Genomic DNA, 17,489 nt, shown 5'->3' with positions numbered 1-17,489 from the left:
CCGGTGCTCCTCCTGGTGCGCACGCTCGGCGAACCATGCGGACCTCCGGCCCCCGGATTCCAGCTTACCGAGCACCACCGACAGTTTCCGGCGGCTCCGGGAGCTCCATCGACGCGAGCTTCACCGGGTCCGCCACCGACGCGATGCTCACGATCCGCCCGTCCACCACCGTGAACGCCACCACCGACATCGGTGTCCCGTCCTCGCGCCACGCCACCACGCCGGGCAAGCCGCCGACGAACACCGCGCGGCCGCCCGCTGCCGCGCCGATGCGGGCGCCCGCCGCCACGTTCGTCGCTCCCAGGACCACCACCACTCCGTCCGGCGTGTCGACCGTCAAACGCACGTCCGGGTCGAGCACGCGCAGCAGTTGCTCGAAGTCGCCGTCGCGGGCCGCCGTCAGGAAGGCCTGGACCACCTCCCTCTGCAACGACCCGGCCGGTGACGGCGACGGCGTGCGGACCTTGCGGCGGGCCCGGCTGGCGAGCATCTTGGCCGCTGCCGTGGACTTGCCGAGAATCCGGGCGATCTCCTCGAACGGCACCGCGAACAGGTCGTGCAGCACGAACGCCAGCCGCTCGCTCGGGCCGAGTGACTCCAGCACCACCAGCAGCGCCAGCCCCACCGAATCCGCCAGCTCCGCGTTCTCGCCCGGGGAGGCGCTGTCGTCGGCCGTCACGACGATCTCTTCGTACGGCGCCTCGGGGCGGGACTTCCGCGCGCGCAGCACGTCCAGGCTGATCCGGCCGACCACCGTCGTCAGCCAGCCGTCGAGGTTCTCGATCGACGCCGCGTCCTGGCGCGACAGCCGCAGCCAGGCCTCCTGCACCACGTCCTCGGCGTCGGCGTGCGAACCGAGCACGCGGTGGGCCACCGCGCGCAGCCGGTCGCGCTGCGCTTCGAACCTCTCGGCCAGCGTGTCGGTCATGCTCGTTACCTTCCTCGCTCCTGCTCCGTCGTGGACATGACGAGCCCGGAGGGGCACAGGTAACCGATGGAGGACCGATGGAACCACGGCTGAAGACCCGCAGCGATCCCGACGTGACCGGGGCGGTCCAGCAGCTGTTCAAGGTGGTGCACGCCGCCGGCGTCGATCCGCTGCTGCTGGAGCTGGTCCACCTGCGGGCCAGCCAGATCAACGGCTGCGCCCCGTGCACCTACGCCGGTGTGCAGGCGGCGAAGCGGCAGGGCGAGACCGACGACCGGCTGCACAGCGTCGTCACCTGGCGCGAGACGCCGTTCTTCACCGAGCCGGAGCGCGCCGCGCTCGCGCTGACCGAAGCCGCCACCCGGATCCAGGACGGGCAGCCGGGCGTGACCGACGAGATCTGGGCGGCCGCCGCCGGGCACTTCGACGAGCAGCAGCTGTCCGCGATCGTCCTGCACATCGCGCTCACCGGTTTCTTCAACCGGATCAACCGCGCGATCCGGGAACAGGCCGGCAAGACCTGGTGAGTCCGGCGGGGCGCCGGCGAGGCGCCCCGCCGAACCCGTCAAGCCGGCGTGATGATGTACGCGATGCCGCCGGGGCCGCCGGCGACGCTGCCGTCCGCGCGGTAGCGCTTCGTCCGCTGCCAGATCTTCTCGAACTGGTCCCGCTTGTAGACGTTGCGCACCCGGTCGTTGCTGCTGGAGGCCGGGTCGTTCGCGATCACGTCGCCGTCCTTGGTGAAGCCGACGACGACCATGATGTGGCCCGCCGTCCCGTAGCCGGCGCCGTCGAGCTCCGACGACAGGAACGACTGCGACGTGATCACCGGGATGCCGCGCGCGATGTAGGTCTCCAGCTCGTTCAGCGAATGCAGCCGCGTGATGTGGCCGCGCAGCCCGCGCGACGCCGCATAGGCCGTGTTGAACGGCCAGTTCCCGGTGCCGTCGTAGGCGTGGTCGTAGGTGTAGCGCGCCGCGAACGCCACCTGCGGGTCGACGTAGTCCGCCGGGATCCACGCCATCTCCGCCGCCGACGGCTTCTTGCCCCAGTACTCGGCGACCATCTCGGTCGAGGTCGGGCTGCACCAGGCTTCGCCGCCCCCGCCGTACTGCGGGAACTGTCCCTTGTGGAGGTTCTGCGCGTACGCGGGCACCTTCAGCTCGATCCCGGTGGCCCGCCCGGGCTTCGTCGGCTGCACCTCGAAGCGGTCCGGAACGGCCGAAGTCATCGCGCCCAGCAGGCTCACCGACGGCGTCGCGCCCGAGCCGGCTTCGCGGTAGAGACTGACCCGGAGGTGGTACGACTTCAGCGTCACGCCGGCCTTCATGACCAGCGTGTCGACGTCGACCAGCGCGTTCGCGTCGTCCTGGCCGTCGACGCTGGTGCGCAGGATGTCGGCGTCGCCGCTGGCCCAGCGGCCGAGCACGTACCACGCGGTTTCGGCGTTCGCCGATGTCCGGCCCTGCACCTCGACCTGCAGCCAGGTCTTCGCAGGCGTCTTCGCGTTCCACGACGCGACCAGCTGCGTCGCGCCGAAGCCCGGCCGGTACGCCGGTGACGTCCACTGGCCGTACTCGTAAGTTCTCGTCGTGCCCAGCTCCGGCTCGGTGTGCTCCACCGTGCCGATCGGGTGGGTCAGGCGCAGGCCGTCGTGGGTGAGCGCGAGCCCGGCGAAGCCGCCTTCGTGGAAGCGGCCGCCGGTCCACTCGTGGTAGTCGATCGCCTCGTCGTCGCGCGGGTGGACGGGCCCGGCCTCGGCGACCTGCGCGGTTACCGCAGACAACACGACCACTGACAATAAGGTGAACAACTCGCGTACGCGCATCCCGGCTCCCTGATCGGCCCACCCAGTAGCCAGGGATTTTCGCCGTTCCGGCCCTGTCTGTAAACAGGTACCTAAAGGACGGCCTGCGTCTGTGTCACTTTCGCGACCAACTTGCCGTCGTCGTCGTGGATTTCGGTCTCCACCACGACGAACTTGCGGCCCGCGTGCAGTGGTCTGGACGACGCAACGGCGTAGCCCGAACGCACCGCGCGCAGGAAGTTCGTCTTCGATTCGACGGTCGTCGTGCCCTGGCCGCCCTCGGGCAGGTTGAGGAACGCGCACACGGCGCCGGTCGAGTCGGCCAGCGCCATGAGCGCGCCCCCGTGCAGCGCGCCGCCGAGCGTGCAGAGGCTCTCGTCCCACTTCAGCCGGCTGCGGACGAGCTCGCGCCCGTGCTCCAGGACCTCGACGCCGAGGCGTTCGGAAAACGGCATCGAGCGGTGGAACAGCTGGGTGCCCTCGGGATCGGTCATGCCCGGCAGCTTGCCCGAATATCCACCGCCGGGCGATTACCTCCGGCGTAACGCGCTCAGCTCAGCGGGTTGACGAGCAGCAGTTCGGTGTTGTGGTCCTCGGCCGCGCCGACCCGGCCGAGGTCGACGTGGATGTCGTTGTAGGACAGCTCGCGGTACAGCGACGCAAGCGCTTGCGGCGTCCGGTCGCCGTAGTCCACGGCGTACGGCGCTTCGGCCTCGATCAGCGTGGTGAACAGCGACAACGTGCCGTCGGCGTTGTCGGCGACCTCGACGATCCGCGCGTGCTGCGGGAAGTCGACGTGCGACGCCGTGTTGATCTCCCAGAAGCCCTGCTGCGGCGTGTTCCCGGCGTGCGGCGTGATCTTGTTGAGGTGCGTGTGGCCGTTGACCCAGGCCAGCACGTTCGGGAACCGCTTGAGCAGCGCGACGAAGGCGTTGCCGTCCAGCCGCGGGTCGAGCAGGTGGCGCGAGTCCGGCAGCAGGTTGCCCATCGAGCCGCTGGTGTGGTGGCTGAAGAGCACGAACAGCTCGTCGGTGACGGCGTGGGTGACCTTGCGGCCGAAGAAGTCGTAGTACGCCGAGCTGTTGCGCTTCAGCGTCGACTCGACCCAGGAGTACTGCGCGAGCCCGATCGAGCCGTCGGCGAACCCGGCGTCGGTGGTGGTGTCGAGGCTGATCCCGGTGATGCCCGGCGCGATCCGGAAGGTGTAGTAGACGTTCTGGCCGTCGGCGTTGGCGCTGGTGAAGCCGTGCCCGGCCGGGCCGGGGCCGGTGTTGGCGGTGTCGAGGTGGGCGCGGACGAACTCGCCGGTGCTGAACGGGCGCCGCCGCGCGTCCGGCGTGATCTCGCGGATGGTGCCGCTGCCGCCGAACAGTTCCGCGACCGGGACGCCGGCGCCGGGCTTGCTGATGGCGTCGGCGAGCTTCTTCGCGGTGGTCTCGTCCTTGCCGATCACCTTGTACTTTCCGGTGTACCAGGCGTCGATCCCGGGGATCTGCGCCGGCAGGGAGCCGACGATGCTGTCGTCGTGGTTGCCGAAGGTGCAGAACCACGGGACGTCGAGGCCGGGCGCCGTGAAGGTCTTCATGGCCGCTTCGAGCAGGCCGGGGACCTGCGGGAAGCCCTTCGCCGAGTACTTGCCGCCCACCCCGGGGATCGAGGGGTTCCAGTACTCGTCGTTGCCGGAGCTCTGGACGCCTTCGTAGGCGTTCGCGTCGCCGGAGTTCGGGGTGACGGTGCCGCCGTTGAGGACCTTGAGGAACCAGTCGAGCTCGATCAGCTCGTGGTTGTCGGTGTTGTCACCGGTGGTGACCATCAGGTCGAACGGCCGCCCGGTGAACGGGCCTTGCCGCACGCTGTTGACCCGTTCGACCAGCGCGCTGGTGGCGACGGTGCCGAGCGCCTCCTGCGGCCGGTGCGCGGAGCCGATGAAGGGGTGCAGGTACTCGAACCGCGCGGGGCTCTCGGCGTCGGTGATGTGCAGGTCGGTGAACTGGACGAAGGCGGACAGCGCCCGGCGCCGGTCGTCCCGGCCGCTCTTCGGGGTGGCGAGCTCGCTCCGGACGACCAGCGGCCAGCCGGGGCCGGCGGACAGGCGCGAGTAGGTGCTGGTGCTCCCGCCGGTGGCGACCTGTTCGAGCGTGGTGCCGGTGGTGGTGACCGAGCGGGTGCTCGTGAGCCGGAGGGCGCGGTCGAGGGCGTTCGCGGTGGGCGTGCAGAGCAGGAGTCCGAGACCGGCGGCGCCCGTGGTGGCGACGGTGCGCCGGGTGAGTTCGGCCATGGTTGTTCGCTCCCCAGTCTTCTCGGTTGCCCAGCACCGTGCCGGACGTCGGTGACCGGCCGGTGAACGTGACATTTCGAGCTACCCTGTCACAGGCGTCGGGGTGGGTGTACCGCCGAAGGTCGTGGTCATTTCCGCCGCTGGGGGTCCGACTCAGTGAATGACTCATTCATGTCGTCGGACGTCATGAATGAGTCATTCACTGCATCGCCGGGGCCGGAAGTCCGCACTGACCGGGCCGTTACGAGCCGCCCAAACCGGACTCGGCCACCCCGCGCACCAGGTACCGCTGCAGGAACGCGAACAGCAGCACGATCGGCAGGATCGACACCGCCGCCGCCAGGAAGAGCAGGTTCAGCTGCGGGTTCTGCGCCGTCAGCAGGCCCGACAGCGCCACCTGGACCGTCCACGAATCCGGCGACTGGGCGATGATCAGCGGCCAGAGGAACGCGTTCCAGCTGCCGATCACCGTGATGACCGCGATCGCCGCGAAGAACCCTTTCGCGTTCGGCACCACGATCCGCCAGAACACGCCCCAGCGGCTCAGGCCGTCCACCCGGCCGGCCTCCTCGAGTTCACGCGGGAAGTCGAGGAAGTACTGCCGGAACAGGAACACACTGAATGCGCTGAACAGCCCGGGGATCACCAGGCCGCGGAAGTCCGACAGCCAGCCCAGCGACGAGACGACCACGAAACTCGGCACGAACGTCACCGACGTCGGGATCATCAGCGTCGCCAGCACCGCGTAGAAGACCACGCGGGAATGCCGGTAGGGAATCCGCGCGAGACCGTAGCCCGCCAGGGAACAGATCACCAGCAGGCCGGCCGTCTGCAGGGTCGCGACCAGCAGCGAGTTCAGCAGGCTGCGGGCGAACGGGACGTCCGAAAGCGAGAACAGCCGCGAGAGGTTCTCCCAGTGCACTGTGGACGGAAAGAACGTCCACTGTGGAGACGTGAGGTCCGCTCGCGACGCCAGGCCGTTGCGCAGGAGCAGGTAGAACGGCAGCAGGAAGAGCACCGCCGCCACCGACAGGCAAGCCCACCGCAGGAACGCCCTCACGCCGCCCGCCCGAAGCGCAGCACCCGGCCCTGCAGCACCGTCACCAGCGCGATGAGCAGCGCCAGGATCACCGCACCGGCACTGCCGCGGCCGAGGTCCTGGCCGCCCGAACCCAGCGACGTGTAGTACAGGTAGACCAACGGCGGCCGGGCGAACGGCGGGTAGCCGCGGGCGTCGCCCATGATGTTGTAGAACTCGTCGAACGCCTGGTAGGCGTTGATCAGGTTCAGCAGCAACACCGCCACCGCCGTCGCGCGCAGCTGGGGCAGCGTGATGTGGCGGAACACCGGCCAGCCCGGTTTGGCGCCGTCGAGCCACGCCGCTTCGTAGAGCTGGACCGGGATCCGCTGCAGGGCCGCGATGAACAGGATCATGTAGAACCCCAGCTGCAGCCACAGCCGCGCGGTCACCAGCACCACCCAGTACAGCGGTGGGTGCACCGTCCCGGTCCAGGCGACCGGATCGACGCCGAAGACCGAGAGCACGGTGTTCGCCAGTCCATATCGGACACCCGAGAACAGCGACGTCTTCCAGATCAGCGACGCCACCACGTACGAGCACGCGAACGGCAGGAAGAACACCGACCGGAAGAACGCCCGCGCGAACCGCAGCTGGTTGACCCCGAGCGCCAGTGCCAGCGACAGCACGAACGTCAGCGGCACGATGAACACCGCGAACACGCTGAACGTCCCCAAGCTCGACAGGAACGGCTCGTCGGTGAGCATGTGCCCGTAGTTGCCCAGCCCGACGAACTCGGTCGGCGTCACCGTGTTGCGCGCGTCGAAGAACGACAGGTACGCGCTCCAGCCGATCGGCAGGTACGCGAAGACGGCCAGCCCGAGCAAGAACGGTCCGACGAACAGCCAGAACGCGCGCGCATCGCGCCGAGTCATCCGAACAGGCGCTTCAGCTCGGACCGAGCCACCTCGACCGCGGTCTTCACCTGCGCGGCCGGGTCCGCGCCCTCCTTCGCGATCTTCGCGACCGCGTCGGACAGCGCCGTGTTCGACGGCTGCGTCCACACCGGGCCGCCGACGAGGTGGCCGTTCTCCTGGACGAACCGGGCCGCGTCGGCGGCCGGGCCGGACTTGAGGTTGTCCGCGCGGCCGATCAGGCTCTGCCGGGACGGCACGTGGAAGCCGAACTTCGTCGCGAACTCCAGCTGGTCCTGCGTCTGGTCGATCCACAGCCACTTCACGAACGCCTTGGCTTCGGTGACGTGCGCGCTCTTGGCGTTCACCATCGCGCCGTACGCGCCGACCGGCACCGACGGCGCGCCGCTGCCGTCCAGCTTGGGGAAGGGCAGGACGCCGAAGTCCTCGTCGAACGCCTGGCGGATCTTCGGCACGTTCCACAGCCCGGTCCACTGCATCGCCGTCAGCCCGTCGATGAACGCGCCGGGGTCCGACCAGTCCGCCGGCGCGCCGAGCAGCAGGGAACCGTTGGCGTTCAACGTGTGCAGCTTGCCCAGCGCGGTCGCCGCGCGCGGGTCGTCGAAGCCGACCTCGCGGTTGCCGTTCTTCAGGTAGTCGAGCCCGGCCGACCACAGCAGCGGGCCGGTGAGCACGCCGACGCCGCCGTCGTTGCCCGCGAAGAGGCCCTTGACGCCGTCCTTCGTGAGCTTCGCGGCCGCGTCGACGAGCTCGTCGACCGTCTGCGGCGGCTGCACGCCCGCGGCCTGCAGCAGGCTCTTGCGGTAGAAGAGCACCTGCGTGTCGGTGGCCTGCGGGATGCCGTAGACCCGGCCCTCGACGGTCTGCGCGGCCAGCACGGCCGGGCTGAAGTCGCCCTTCACCGGCCCGATGACGTCGTCGAGCGGGAGGACCTGCTTCTGCCGCACCCAGTCGATCTTGACCTGCGCTTCGAAGACGTCGGGCACCTTGCTGTTCTGCAGCGCGGTGACGATCTTCGAGTCGTAGTCGCCCGGGTTCCACTGCACCGTCACGGCCGCGCCGGGGTAGCTCGACGCGTACCGCTTGACGGCGTCCTGGACGCCTTCCTCGCCGTAGGCGTGGTACCACTGCTGGAGCGCGGCCTTCGGGGCGTCCGACGGCGGCGGCCCCGCCGAGTACGCCGTCGAGGGCGGCGGGTCACCTTGCCGCCCGGTGTTCGACCCGCACGCCGTCGCCAGCGCGCCCATTCCCGCCAGCGCGAGGAAACTCCGCCTGTTCCGCTGCATCCCCAGAACCCTCCGACGTGCTCTGAAAGGCCACCATAGGGGGGTCAGGGTCCCCTATGGTGACCGCCAGAGGCATGAGACTCGCCGGAGATTTACCCGTTAGAGCTGCGCGATGTCGAGCTTTCCCTCGGAGTAGGACGCGCGGATCCGCTTCTTGTCGAACTTGCCGACGCTGGTCTTGGGCACCTCGTCGACGAACGTCCAGTTCTCCGGCAGCTGCCACTTGGCGACCTTGTCGGACAGGTAGTCCCGCAGCTCCTCCGGCGTGACGCTCTGCCCTTCCTTGAGCACGACGGCGACCAGCGGCCGCTCGTCCCACTTCTCGTCGGGGATGCCGACGACCGCGGCCTCGGCCACCGCCGGGTGGCCCATCACCTGGTTCTCCAGGTCGACCGAGGAGATCCACTCGCCGCCGGACTTGATGACGTCCTTGGCACGGTCGGTCAGCGTGAGGTAGCCGTCCGGGCTGATCTTGCCGACGTCGCCGGTGCGCAGCCAGCCGTCGTGGAACTTCTCCGGGTCGACGTCCTGCCCACCGTTGTAGGACGCCGCGATCCACGGGCCCTGGACCTCGAGCTCGCCGACGGCCTCGTTGTCCCACGGCAGTACTTCGCCGGAGTCGCCGATCAGCCGGGCCCGCACGGACGCCGGGAACCGGCCCTGCGTGTAGCGGTAGCGCCAGGCTTCGTCGCCGGTCGCGGACGCGGGCGGCCGCGCGACGCTGCCCAGCGGCGACGTCTCGGTCATGCCCCAGGCGTGCAGGATCCGGACGTGGTGGCGCTCCTCGAAGGCGTGCATCAGCGACGGCGGCACCGCCGACCCGCCGACGACGACTTCGCGCAGGTGGGAGATATCCTGCGGGTGCGCTTCGAGGTGGGCGAGCAGGCCCTGCCAGACGGTCGGGACGGCGCCGGCGAACGTCGGCTTCTCGGCGGCCAGCATGGCGGCGATCGGCGCCGGCTGGAGGAACCGGTCCGGCATCAGCAGCGACGCGCCGACCATCAGCGACGCGTACGGCAGGCCCCACGCCATCGCGTGGAACATCGGCACGATGGACAGGGCCTTGTCGCTCTGCGCGAGGTTCATGCTGTCGCTCATGCAGACCTGCATCGAGTGCAGCCAGATCGACCGGTGTGAATAGGCGACGCCCTTGGGGTCACCCGTCGTGCCCGAGGTGTAACACATCGCGGCGGCGGAGCGTTCGTCGACGTCCGGCCAGTCGAAGGTGTCCGGCTGGGCGGCCAGCAGTGCGTCGTAAGCGTGCACTTCGACGCCGGCCGGAGCCTCCAGGGCCGCGGCGTCGCCGTTGGCCACGATGACGTGCCGGACCGTCTTGAACTCCGGTAGCTGCTTCGCCAGCAGCGGGACGAGCGTGCCGTCGACGATGACGACCTGGTCCTCGGCGTGGTTGGCGACGAAGGTCAGCTGCTCGGGGAACAGGCGGATGTTCAGGGTGTGCAGCACGGCGCCCATCGCCGGCACGGCCAGGTAGGCGGCCATGTGCTCGGCGTTGTTCCACATGAACGTGCCGACGCGCTGGTCACCGGTCACGCCGAGGCTCTTGAGGGCGTTCGCCAGCCGCGCGGAGTTGCGGCCGAGTTCGCGGTAGCTCTCCCGGCGGGCTTCTGAACCGGTCCAGGTGATGACTTCGCTCGCCGAGTGCACCGACGTGCCGTGGCGGAGCAGGTTCGCCAGCGACAGCCGGCCGTCCTGCATGGTGCTCAACATGGTCGCTCCCGGGGGTCGCTCGCCGGTGAACTGGGGTTGCGCCGACTCTAGTGCGGATCGGGTGAAGCGGGCATGGTCAACTACGGCTCCGTTCGGTCACGGTCGTCGCGCGATCGGGCGACGACCGGACGATGATCAAGATCATCAATTTATCGGCTTTTCCTTATGTGCGAGGAAATGTGCACGAGAACAGGGCGTAACGGAGACTCCACTTCCGGGTGAGAGAGGCCACGCGGCCCACTTCTTGGGAGCGTTTCCGCAGGCCGGAGCGGGTTGCCCGGCATCACCTCCGGGGGTAATAAGTGCGTGTCGGTTGCACGGCCATGAAGCGGGTGGCGTTTACTGGGCCCGTGGCAAGAGACGGCTGAGCAGCGCTTGCAGGAGCAAGCACTCGTAAAAGCTGTCGGCCGCGAAAGCGGAGACCTGAGAGGAAAGGACACTACGTTGGCTCTGCCTACGTTGACTCCGGAGCAGCGCGCCGATGCCTTGGCCAAGGCCGCCGAGGCTCGCAAGGCGCGTTCGGAACTGCTTGCGTCGATCAAGTCCGGCAAGGAGAGCATCGAAAAGGTGCTCAAGCAGGCCAAGGAGAACAAGACCATCGGGAAGACGAAGGTCACCCAGCTGCTGAAGGCCGTCCCCGGCCTCGGCGCGGTGAAGGTCGCCGCCCTGCTCGAGCAGGCCGGCATCGACCCGGACCGGCGTGCGGCCGGCCTGGGCGAGCGTCAGCGCGAGGCGCTCATCGACGCGCTCAAGTAGTCCGTCACCAGGAGCTGACCGCGAGGGGAGTGTCGCTGGCGACACTTCCCTCGCGGATCTCCCGGAGCCTGGGACGCTCATCTGGTGAGTTCTGCGTCCTCTGGGGCCGAGCCCCAGACCCCAGCCGGGGGGCAAGCCCCCCTGGATCCCGCGCAAACGGTCAGTCCGGCGACCCCGGTCGACCTCGCCGCCCGCTACCAGCGTGGCGACTTCCTCTTCACGACGGCCGAGCGCGCACTCCTCGCGCAGGGCACCCTCCGCACCGTCACCGAGACGGACCCCCGCCGGCTCGCCTCGGCGATCCCCGGCGTCCTGGCCGAGACGGGTGCCCCGCTGGCCGTCGGCGTCCTGCCGTTCGACACCGGGCCCGACACGAAGGTGCCGGGCCACCTCGTCGTGCCCAGGACCGTCCACCGGTCCGAAGGGGTGCCTTCCCTGCCGCGGGAGGCTCTCCCGGCGCCCTCGCGGGTGCGTGCGGTGCCGTCGCCCGCGCTGCACATGGACGCCGTCCGGGCCGCGGTCTTCGCCCTGGGCGAGCGTGACCTGCGCAAAGTCGTCCTGGCGCGGGCGCTGGACCTCGAATTCGCCGCGCCGGTGCCCGCCGAGAGCATCGTGCGCAACCTGGCCGTGGGCAATCCCCGGCACTTCACGTACGCGGCCGAGCTGCCGGGCGGCCGGTCGCTCGTCGGCGCCACGCCCGAGCTGCTGCTGCGCCGGACCGGCCGGACGGTGTTCTCCTCGCCGCACGCCGGATCGATGCCGCGCTCGGCCGACCCGGCGACCGACCGCGCGAACGGCGAGGCGCTGCGGACCTCGCGCAAGGACCAGCTCGAGCACGCGGTGGTGATCGACTACCTGGTCGAGGCCCTGCGGCCGTTCTGCCGGACGCTGGACGTCCCCGCCGGCCCCGAGCTGGTCACGACGCCGGCGATCTGGCACCTGCGGACGCCCATCACGGGCGAGCTGGCGGACCCGGACATCACGGCCCTCGACCTGGCGGCGGCGCTGCACCCGACCCCGGCGATCTGCGGCACCCCGACCGAGGGCGCCCGCGACCTGGTGCAAGAGCTGGAGCCGTTCGACCGCGACTACTACGCGGGCGCGGTCGGCTGGGTCGACGCGGCGGGCGACGGCGAGTGGGCGGTGGGGATCCGCTGCGCGGAGATCGCCTCGACGTCGATGCGGCTGTACGCGGGCGGCGGGATCGTCGCGGCGTCGGACCCGCAGGCGGAGCTGGCCGAGACGACGGCGAAGTTCCGCACCCTGCTGACGGCGATGGGCTTGGAGGACCTGCCTGCCTAGGGGACCCAGTGCTCCTCGGTCACCGACAGGTCCTCGGTGGTCAGCACCGCGATGGCCGCCCGGTAGCCGTCCGCGGCCTTGAGGTCCGCCAGGCGGGTCGTCGCCGGGTCCAGGGCCGGGTCGCCCGAGGACACCAGGCTCGCCGGTTCGTCGTAGCGGGAGAACGTGATGCTCTGCAGCGGGATGCGCAGGCCCTTGCCGGTGGCCTTCATCACGGCCTCCTTGCGGGTCCAGTAGACGAAGAACGCCGCCGCCTTCTCCGTCGGGTCGAGGCCCGCCAGGTGCGCGGCCTCCGCCGGGCTCAGCGCGTACTCGATCAGGCCGTCGTCCGCGCGGCGGGTGGCCGTTTCGACGTCGAGGCCGACCGGGACCGACGGCGTCGCCGCGACGCCGATCAGCTCGCCCGAATGCGAGATCGACAGCGTCAGGTCCGCGCCCGGGATCCGCGGCCGCCCGTGCGGCTTGCCGCAGTCTTCGCAGGTGGCGTCGAACTTCACCGCCTCGAGCGCCAAGCCGAGCCGCTCGGCCGCGACCGTCTTCGCCAGGACGCGGCCGGTCAGGAACCGTCGCTTGTCCGCCTCCTGCCGGTACGCCTCGAACCGCCCTTGCTCGACGTCGTCGAGCAGGCGCATGAAGCGATCTTCGACGGGCAACGGCGACGACCAGCGGACCTCGATCTCCATCACCCCTCCGATCCTTCCGGGCCGGGAAGCCGTTGTCACGAATTCCGGCCGAGGTCTGGGGTTATCCACGCCTCAAGAGGTACCCTCGGGTAAGCAAGCGCTTAGCCAGTGTCGGAGGAGCAGCTCACCCATGGACTTTTCACTCAGCACCGAAGAACGGGAAGTGCGCGACTGGGTCCGCACGTTCGTCCAGCGGGAGCTGATCCCGCTCGAGCAGGAAGTCCTCCGGCGCGAGCGCGCCCACCAGCCCGGGCTCACCGGCGAGGAGCTCAAGGACCTCCAGCTCAAGGCGAAGGAGTCCGGCTTCTGGGGCGTGCTGACCCCGGAGGAGTACGGCGGCATGGGCCTGTCCGCCGTGATGGCCGCGCTGCTGGAAGCCGAGCTGGGCCGGACCTTCGTGCCGTTCCGCTTCGGCGGGGCCGCCGACAACATCCTGTTCCACGCCAACGAGGAGCAGAAGCAGACCTACCTGCTGCCGACCATCTCGGGCGAGCGCAAGTCGTGCTTCGCGATCACCGAGCCGGGCGCCGGGTCGGACGCCAAGGCCATCCGGACCACCGCCCGCAAGGACGGCAGCGACTGGATCATCAACGGCGAGAAGACCTTCATCACCGGTGGCAACGAGGCCGACTTCACCATGGTCTTCGCCATCACCGACCCGGAGAAGGGCGCCAACGGCGGCGTCACCTGCTTCCTGGTCGACCGCGAAGCCGGCTGGAAGTCCGAATACATCGACACCATGGGCGAGTGGGGCCCGGCTTCGCTGATCTTCCAGGACGTCCGCGTCCCCGAGACGCAGATCCTCGGCGAGGAGGGCCGCGGGTTCGAGCTCGCCATGCAGTGGATCGGCCAGGGCCGCTACCTGCTGCCCGCCCGCGCGATCGGTTCGTGCGAGCGGCTGATCTCGATGGCCATCGAGCACGCCAACACGCGCGAGACGTTCGGGCAGAAGATCGCCGAGCGGCAGGCCATCCAGTGGATGATCGCCGACTCCGGTGTCGAGCTGGAAGCGCTGCGGTGGCTGGTGCTGCACGCCGCCTGGCAGGTCGACCAGGGCGTGGATTCGCGGCACGCGCAGTCGATGGCGAAGCTGTACGGCGGCCAGAAGGCCAACGAAATCGTCGACCGCGTCCTGCAGATCCACGGCGGCATGGGTTACACGCGGGAGCTGCCGGTCGAGCGGTGGTACCGCGAGCTGCGGCTGCTGCGCATCTACGAGGGCACCGACGAGATCCAGCGCCGGACGATCGCCCGCAACCTGCTCAAGGGGCACGTGAAGGTCGGCGGCACGCTGGGCTGACAACGCGACCACCTTCTCGCGGGGGTCCGGGTGGCGGAGCCCCCGGCCCGGGGCGAAGCCCATAACGCGAGAAGCCGTCAGGGCCGCCTTTCCCGGCGGCCCTGACGGCGCTTCGGCTTGCTTACTTCTTGTTGCGGATGGCGATCGGGACGCCCGCGAGGTCCTCTTCGTTGCACAGGAGCTTCACGTCGTAGTACGGCGAACCCTGACGGTCGTCGTAGTCGAGGTGGATGGCCAGGACGTCGAGCGGCTCGCCCAGCCACTCCTGCGCCTGCCGTAGCCAGGCGGAGCACCGTGCCAGGGCGGTGGGGAGATCGTCATCGCGGAACTCGACGGGGCGATAGGGCACATCCTGCACCTGATCGCGGGGGTTTTCCGGCGCCGGGAGGCCCGGCGCGAGACCCGAGTCGTCCAGTTCCAGTTGGATCGTTTCCTCAGTCACCCTTCGAGCGTCCCCCACGCACGCCGTCTGGGCAAGGCGTACACAGGTAAAAGCGCCGCTAAACGGACACGCCCCACTCTTTCGCGACGATTTCCCGGCACCGTCGCAAGTCGGTCACGCCGGGCGCGGACGTGCAGCCCAGCGCCCTCGACGCCAGTTCCGCGTAGTGCTCCGCCAGCTCGTCCAGCGCCAGCGGGCCGCGTGGGGAATACCACCTCGCGACGCCGCTGCACATCTCGAGCAGGGCGAGCCGGGTCACCGCCGGGTGCTCCACACGGAACACCCCCGCCGCCACCCCTTCGTCGATCGCGGCCGCCCACAGCCGTTCGTAGGCGTCCCGCAGGGCCACCACCGGCTCGCGCGCGGCGGGGGACAGAACGTCGACTTCGTTGTCCACCACCCGGGTTTCCGCCGGTCCGACGGCGTGCGCGAGGACGTGCAGCACGACCAGCGTGCGCAGCCGGTGCACCGGGTCGCCGCCGCCCGCGGTCGCCTCGCGGGCCGCGTCGAGCAGCCGGTTCAGCGCCGTGTGCATGATCTCGGCGAGCAGATCCTCTTTGGTGCCCATGTAGTGGTACAGGCTGGCCGAGGAGAGTTCCGCCTCCTGCGCCAGATCCCGGATGCCGGTGCCGTGGAAGCCCTTGGCGGCGAACAGCTTCACCGCCGCCGCGCGCACCCGTTCGCGGCTGCTCACAGCCATGCTTCCGCCTTCGCGTCCCAGGTACCGGCGCGCGGGTCGGCGACCTTCCGCAGCTCGCCCTTGGCCACCCGCTCCGACGGCGTCATCGGCAGCGCGTCGGCGAACGCCCAGAACCGCGGAACCTTGAAGTAGGCCAGTTTCCCGGCGCAGAACGCGGCGAGCTCGGCGGGGTCCGGCCGGTCGCCGTCGCAGACGACGTAGGCCTTGATCTCCTCGCCGCGCAGCTCGTCCGGCACCGCGACGACGGCCGCCAGCCGGACCGCCGGGTGCAGCAGCAGCGCCCGCTCGACCTCGTCGGCGGAGACGTTTTCCCCGCTGCGGCGGATCATGTCCTTCGTCCGGCCGATGTAGTAGACGCGGCCGGCGGCGTCCATCCGGGCGAGGTCGCCGGTGTGGAACCAGCCGTTTTCGAACGCTTTCGCCGTCGCGTCCGGATCGTCGTGGTAGCCGTGCATCAGCCCGATCCCGCGGATCAGCAGCTGCCCGGTTTCCCCGCGCGGCACCGGCTTCCCGTCGTCGCCGGCGATCAGCACCTCGCGGTCGCGGCCGGGCCGCCCGATGCAGCCGGTGCCGACGGTCTCGTCGTGGTCGGCGGCGGTCATCCGGATGTCGCCGCCGGTTTCGGTCATCCCGAACGCCTCGTACCACGGCACGCCCCAGCGCCGTTCCAGCTCGGCGTGCAGGTCGTGCGGGATCGCCGACGCGCAGATCGCGCGGACGCGGTGCGCACGGTCGGTCTCGGCCGGTTCCTGGCGCAGCAGCAGCGTCGGCATCAGGCCGAGGCAGTAGAACCAGGTGACGCCGTGCTCGCGGACCTTCGCCCAGAACGTGCTGGGGTGGAAGCGGTCCAGCACGACGAGGGTGGCGCCACCGGCGAGTCCCAACGCGACATTCCACTGTGGATCGATGTAGTGGAACGGCTGGGCGGTCAGGATGACGTCCTCCTCGCCGACGGCGGGGAAGTCGGTGGCCAGGCTCACCGCGAGGGTCGTCCAGTAGCGGTTCGGCAGGACGCAGCCCTTGGGGGCGCCGGTGGTGCCGGAGGTGTACTGGATGTTGACCGGCAGCTCGGGCACCGGCGTGAACTCCGGCGGCTCGGCATCGGTGCGGAGCTCGTCCGGGGTGAGCACGTCGGTCAGGCCGATCCGGCCGAGCAGCTCGGTGAATTCGGGCGCGGCGACGGTCAGCTTCGCGCCGGAGTGGCGGAGGACGTGGGCGCCGTCGAACTCCTGGTAGTTCGTGTTGACCGGCACCAGCTGCGCGCCGATCTTCGCCAGCGCCAGCCAGGTGAGCGGGAACGCGGGCACGTTGCGCAGCATCACCGCCACCCGGTCGCCGGGGCCGATGCCACGCTCGGCCAGCGCCGCGGCGATCCGTGAGCTTTCGCGGTCGACCTCGGCGAACGTGAACTTCTGGTTCAGGTGATCGAAGACCCATGCTGTGCGCTCCGGCCACAGCGCGGCGGCCCGCGTGACGAGCTGCGCGAGGGTCCCGATCTCGGCGAGCGGCGTCACGTCCGGCTCCGGAAGGCTTCCGTCGACGCGGCGACCGCGGCCGAGGTTTCGGTGATCAGCGCGTGGCTGACCTCCAGCTCGAGGGCCGGTTCGATGTCGGTGCTCGCGTCGAGGACGCGCTTGGCCATCGCCGCGGCCGCGGGCGGGTGCTCGGCGATCCGCTTGGCCCAGCTGAGCGCTTCGGCCTGGAGCCGCTCGGCGGGCACGGCGGCGTTGACCATCCCCAGCTCCGCGGCCTTCCGGCCGTCGAACCGCTCGCCGAGCAGCAGCAGCTCCTTCGCCTTGAGCGGGCCGACCAGCAGCGGGAGCAGCCGCGACGCCGCACCGGTGACGCTCAGGCCGAGCGAGACCTCCGGGAAGGCGAACACGGCGTCCTCGGCGGCCAGGATCAGGTCGCAGCCGAGCGCGAACTCCGCGCCGGCGCCGATCGCGTAGCCGTGCACCGCCGCGATCACCGGCTGGCGCAGCCCGCGCAGCCGCCGCGTGACGTCCTGGAGCCGATCCAGCCGGGCCCGCGAGTCACCCGCGGGGGTGGGTTCCTTGAGGTCGTGGCCGGCGCAGAAGGCGCGGCCGGCCCCGGACAGCACGACGACGCGCGCGTCGCTGCGGGCGGCCGCGTCGAGGGCGGCGAGGAAGTCGTCGACCAGGACGGCGGCGACCGCGTTCAGCCGCTCGGGCCGGTTCAGCCGGATCTGCGCGATGCCGTCCTTGACGGCGAACTCCACGGTGGGCATGAGGGCGATGCTAGACGTTCGATCGATCGATCGATAGCCTCTGAATGTTGCTGCGGCGCGAAGCGCCTCCGTTGAGGG

17 protein-coding genes are annotated in these 17,489 nt (G+C 70.1%); 4 read left to right on the top strand and 13 right to left on the bottom strand.

The features are described from left to right. Positions 1-64 precede the first annotated feature (64 nt). Positions 65-928, bottom strand: a complete 864-nt coding sequence (locus tag ISP_RS43460; RefSeq protein WP_013230141.1) for a sigma-70 family RNA polymerase sigma factor — start codon at positions 926-928, stop codon at positions 65-67. Positions 929-1,005: 77 nt separating this feature from the next. Here ISP_RS43460 and ISP_RS43455 point away from each other — a divergent pair, with 77 nt between their 5' ends. Then, positions 1,006-1,455, top strand: a complete 450-nt coding sequence (locus ISP_RS43455; RefSeq protein WP_013230140.1) for a carboxymuconolactone decarboxylase family protein — start codon at positions 1,006-1,008, stop codon at positions 1,453-1,455. 38 nt (positions 1,456-1,493) lie between these two features. Here the strand turns inward: ISP_RS43455 and ISP_RS43450 are convergent, their stop codons facing one another. From ISP_RS43450 to ISP_RS43420, 7 genes are all read right to left on the bottom strand, one after another. Further along, positions 1,494-2,756 (bottom strand): peptidase C39 family protein, encoded by a 1,263-nt coding sequence (locus tag ISP_RS43450; RefSeq protein ID WP_176742198.1) that lies wholly within the window; start codon positions 2,754-2,756, stop codon positions 1,494-1,496. Positions 2,757-2,827: 71 nt separating this feature from the next. Continuing rightward, on the bottom strand, positions 2,828-3,229 hold the full coding sequence (locus tag ISP_RS43445; RefSeq protein ID WP_013230138.1) for a PaaI family thioesterase: 402 nt from the start codon (positions 3,227-3,229) through the stop codon (positions 2,828-2,830). A 56-nt stretch (positions 3,230-3,285) separates the two neighbouring features. Then, positions 3,286-5,013: a TIGR03767 family metallophosphoesterase gene (locus ISP_RS43440; RefSeq protein WP_013230137.1), complete on the bottom strand. Its 1,728-nt coding sequence runs from the start codon at positions 5,011-5,013 to the stop codon at positions 3,286-3,288. Between the two features lie 241 nt (positions 5,014-5,254). Next, on the bottom strand, positions 5,255-6,040 hold the full coding sequence (locus ISP_RS43435) for a carbohydrate ABC transporter permease (RefSeq protein WP_013230136.1): 786 nt from the start codon (positions 6,038-6,040) through the stop codon (positions 5,255-5,257). Between the two features lie 29 nt (positions 6,041-6,069). After that, on the bottom strand, positions 6,070-6,966 hold the full coding sequence (locus ISP_RS43430; protein WP_013230135.1) for a carbohydrate ABC transporter permease: 897 nt from the start codon (positions 6,964-6,966) through the stop codon (positions 6,070-6,072). Further along, positions 6,963-8,252, bottom strand: a complete 1,290-nt coding sequence (locus ISP_RS43425; protein WP_013230134.1) for an ABC transporter substrate-binding protein — start codon at positions 8,250-8,252, stop codon at positions 6,963-6,965. Before ISP_RS43425 ends, ISP_RS43430 begins: the two co-directional genes overlap by 4 nt. A 99-nt stretch (positions 8,253-8,351) precedes the next feature. Continuing rightward, on the bottom strand, positions 8,352-9,980 hold the full coding sequence (locus ISP_RS43420; protein ID WP_013230133.1) for a long-chain fatty acid--CoA ligase: 1,629 nt from the start codon (positions 9,978-9,980) through the stop codon (positions 8,352-8,354). A gap of 444 nt (positions 9,981-10,424) precedes the next feature. Here ISP_RS43420 and mihF point away from each other — a divergent pair, with 444 nt between their 5' ends. Both mihF and ISP_RS43410 read left to right on the top strand, forming a co-directional pair. After that, positions 10,425-10,736 carry an integration host factor, actinobacterial type gene (mihF, locus tag ISP_RS43415; RefSeq protein WP_026468624.1) on the top strand — a complete coding sequence of 104 codons (312 nt, stop codon included), beginning with the start codon at positions 10,425-10,427 and terminating at the stop codon, positions 10,734-10,736. Between the two features lie 84 nt (positions 10,737-10,820). Further along, complete coding sequence (locus tag ISP_RS43410) at positions 10,821-12,038, top strand: isochorismate synthase (RefSeq protein ID WP_013230131.1); 1,218 nt, start codon at positions 10,821-10,823, stop codon at positions 12,036-12,038. On the opposite strand, the gene ISP_RS43405 is transcribed toward ISP_RS43410, so the two are convergent. Further along, entirely contained in the window at positions 12,035-12,721 is a 687-nt protein-coding gene (locus tag ISP_RS43405; RefSeq protein ID WP_014467778.1) for a 4'-phosphopantetheinyl transferase family protein, read from the bottom strand. The two genes, ISP_RS43410 and ISP_RS43405, sit on opposite strands and share 4 nt — an antisense overlap. Positions 12,722-12,851: 130 nt before the next feature. Between ISP_RS43405 and ISP_RS43400 the strand changes: the two genes are divergently transcribed. Further along, positions 12,852-14,021 carry an acyl-CoA dehydrogenase family protein gene (locus ISP_RS43400; protein WP_013230129.1) on the top strand — a complete coding sequence of 390 codons (1,170 nt, stop codon included), beginning with the start codon at positions 12,852-12,854 and terminating at the stop codon, positions 14,019-14,021. A 121-nt stretch (positions 14,022-14,142) separates the two neighbouring features. On the opposite strand, the gene ISP_RS43395 is transcribed toward ISP_RS43400, so the two are convergent. Genes ISP_RS43395 through ISP_RS43380 form a run of 4 tightly spaced genes read right to left on the bottom strand, consistent with a single transcriptional unit; the run spans position 14,143 to position 17,411 of the window. Beyond that, positions 14,143-14,463 (bottom strand): hypothetical protein, encoded by a 321-nt coding sequence (locus ISP_RS43395; protein ID WP_013230128.1) that lies wholly within the window; start codon positions 14,461-14,463, stop codon positions 14,143-14,145. A 58-nt stretch (positions 14,464-14,521) separates the two neighbouring features. Next, a complete protein-coding gene (locus ISP_RS43390) occupies positions 14,522-15,163 on the bottom strand; it encodes a TetR/AcrR family transcriptional regulator (protein WP_034284095.1) in 642 nt (213 codons plus the stop codon). Further along, entirely contained in the window at positions 15,154-16,677 is a 1,524-nt protein-coding gene (locus ISP_RS43385; RefSeq protein ID WP_013230126.1) for an ATP-dependent acyl-CoA ligase, read from the bottom strand. Before ISP_RS43385 ends, ISP_RS43390 begins: the two co-directional genes overlap by 10 nt. Further along, complete coding sequence (locus ISP_RS43380; protein ID WP_013230125.1) at positions 16,674-17,411, bottom strand: enoyl-CoA hydratase/isomerase family protein; 738 nt, start codon at positions 17,409-17,411, stop codon at positions 16,674-16,676. Before ISP_RS43380 ends, ISP_RS43385 begins: the two co-directional genes overlap by 4 nt. Between the last annotated feature and the right edge of the window lie 78 nt (positions 17,412-17,489).

Origin of the sequence: Amycolatopsis mediterranei, assembly GCF_026017845.1 — a bacterium.
GTDB lineage: Bacteria > Actinomycetota > Actinomycetes > Mycobacteriales > Pseudonocardiaceae > Amycolatopsis > Amycolatopsis mediterranei.
Note: the sequence above shows the minus strand (reverse complement) of the source record. Positions and strands in the feature narration are given on the sequence as shown.